Annotated in this window: 2 protein-coding genes; both read right to left on the bottom strand. The window is 44.9% G+C overall.

Annotated features, from left to right (window positions below; translation table 11 throughout):
• A partial coding sequence (locus ACJ751_RS07405; protein WP_407744785.1) for a TIM-barrel domain-containing protein occupies positions 1 to 2,303 on the bottom strand: 2,303 nt, incomplete at its 3' end.
• Between the two features lie 299 nt (positions 2,304 to 2,602).
• On the bottom strand, positions 2,603 to 2,930 hold a 328-nt coding region (locus tag ACJ751_RS07400), incomplete at its 5' end, for a helix-turn-helix domain-containing protein (protein WP_407744784.1).

Below are 2,930 nucleotides of genomic sequence, written 5' to 3'. Positions count from 1 at the left end.
GCGGTATCTGCAGCAAAGTCCATCACCAAACCCCGCATAATGGTATAATCATTATGATAAGCCGCACCGGCCAGTGAATAGATATAAGGCATTAACCGGTAACGCAGTTTATCGTAATAGAGAAAACTTTGATAAGCAGGATGTGTTTCTTCCGCCATGTTGAAGATCTCGCGGTAAGGAAACTGCCCATGTGAACGGAACAAGGGAACAAATGCACCAAACTGATACCAGCGTGTATTCAATTCCCTCCATTCCGCTAAGTTTTCATTTTCGGGTTTTTCAAATTTTTCAGGCACCACAAATCCGCCGATATCCATCGTCCAGTATGGCAATCCGGACAGGGAAAAATTGATACCGGCAGTAATCTGTGTTTTCATATCCCGCCAGGTAGAGCCGATATCCCCGCTCCAGATCGCTGCGGCATAACGTTGTGACCCGGCAAAACCGGAACGCGTGAGCAAAAACACTCTTTTATCGGGATCGGTTGAACGCTGACCTTCATAAATTCCTTTTGCATTTTGCAGGGGATATGCATTCAGGAATTCTGCTGCACTACCCAATGCGGTAGGGGTCATCTGCAACTTTCTTTTTTGGGGATCCACATTGGAAAGTATATCCGGCTCGCTGGCGTCCATCCACCACGCGTCTATTCCCTTGTTGTATATTTTTTTGTTGATGAGATCCCAGAAACCTTTTCTTGCTTTTTCGTTGAAGGCATCATAGAAAGTAGATACATATCCTTCGCCTATCCAGTCCTTTTGCCGGTCGGCTATATTCCTTTTGTAAAGCCACCCGTTTTTCTCAAACTCATTATAGGCCGGTATGCCTTCATAAAATTTCGGCCACACAGAGATCATGATCTGTGTGTTATATTTTTTATGCAACACATCGATCATACTGTCGGGAGAAGGAAACCGGGTTTCGTCAAACTCCTGGCTGCCCCATTCGGCCTGGCGCCAGTAGCTCCAGTCTAAAACGATATTATCAAGGGGGATCTTTCTATTGCGGAATTCTTTGACCGTAGCCAGTATTTCATCCTGTGTTTTGTATCTCTCGCGACTTTGCCAGAAACCCAGTGCCCATTTTGGTACAATAGGCGCCTTGCCGGTAAGGTGCCGGTAACCGGAGATCACCTCATCTGTATTATTACCATAGATGAAATAATAATCAATCTGCTGACCGGCTTCAGAAGAAAAGCTGAAACAGTTTTGCTCCGCTGCGCTTAATGGCTGCTGCCATTTTAATGAAAGATAGGACTCACCGCCCTCGGGTGTCCATTCAATTTTGACAGGTATTTTTTCCCCTTTATTGAAATGGAAAGGGATCAAAGCAGGTGCCGGGTTCCATGCCTTACGCCAGTGATCCAGCACGAGCTTTCCATCCAACCATACTTTCAATGAACCGCCAAATGTGAAGCGGAACTGATGAAGCCCCGAAAAGGTGCTGGCAAGGATTCCTTCCCAGGTAACCAGGCCTTTGGCTGGCGTAAACGCTGCGGGAAGCCGGACCTTTGAATCTCCCTCAAACTCCATATCGATCGTTTCTTCCGCCCTTTCAGTAATTGTTTCCTGTGGTTTTTGCTTATCATTGGCATAAGAAGCAGTCAACCATCCCGGCTCGCCCTTTTTTGAAAAAAGCTGCAGTGCAGAAAGCGGATGAAGCGGCCGAACGTCCCCTGCTTTTGTAAGCGAATAATTGTCCCAGAGTATTCCATAGTTATTACCTGATACAAGGAATGGGATCGCCACCTCGGTATTGTTCTGGAAGAAAGTTGCCTGCTGGCCTCTGTAGTTCAGGATACCGTCCTGGTGTTGTCCCAGGCCATACCATGCGTCACCGGCTGTTGATTGAAATGTTTGGGTAAGTGCGTAATACGGTTTGCCTTCAAATACTGCAGGCTGAAAGCGGCTGCCCAATGGCTGCTTTTCAGCCAGTATTTTTCTACCCTTATTATCGCAGAAAGTAACGGCCCCTGTTTTCAGGTCAACAACGGCAGTGAGTTTTTTTGTTTTGAGCGTGAGGCTATCTTTAGTGGGAATGACATTCCAGAAAAGATCAGGTCTTTTGGTGTAAACTGTAACAAGGCTTTGAGTAGCAGCTATTTCTTTACCTGGGGCCGCAGTTATTCTTATAATATTATCTGATACCACTTCGAGTTTAACAGCATTGGAGGTGCCTGTAAAAATCGGGTCGGTAAAAACAATAACACCGTCCTTTGTTTGAATGTAAGAGGGAGGTGCTGCCAATAAGTCAGTAAAAGCAAATACACAGAAGCAGCTAAGCAGTAGCAGGGGTCTTTTCATACAGCAATCTTTGGTCTAAAAGAATACTGTAAAACTACATTTGATAGGCTTGAGTCAGGAGGACAGAGGGTGCAGATAGGAGTATGCACGTTGCAAATAAGTGATTTTCAGTATAGGCTGGAAGAAGCAAAAAGCATTCAGGGGTATGTGCCTTTTTGTTTAGCCGCTTTTTTTAAAAGGGGAAATTAGCAATAACGCTTAATGCAGATATGGCAGCTCATTTTCGTGCATCCGGTAATTTTAAAAATGCAACCAGTATATTGTTAATGTCATAAGCCCTTTGTTCTACCTAAGAGACCTTAAACGTCGTTTTCCTTTTTATTGGCAACATATTGCGAAGGCAGCATTTTGAATTCTTCTTTAAAAGCCTTCGAGAAGTATTTAGGGTCCTTGAAACCTACTTCGTATGCAATTTCGGCGATCGACCTGCCACTTTTCGCCAGCAACTGTGCGCCCCTTTTCAGCCGGATTAAACGAATAAAATCTGCTGGCGCCTGGCCGGTTAGTGACATTATTTTTCTATATAAAGTCGCACGGTTCATATACATGCAACGACTGAAATCCTCCACTGAAAACCCGACGTTATCCATGTTTTTTTCGACAATCTCCAGGGCCTGTTCCAGGAAT

It is taken from the genome of Niastella sp. (assembly GCF_045805085.1).
Taxonomy (GTDB): domain Bacteria; phylum Bacteroidota; class Bacteroidia; order Chitinophagales; family Chitinophagaceae; genus Niastella.
Note: the sequence above shows the minus strand (reverse complement) of the source record. Positions and strands in the feature narration are given on the sequence as shown.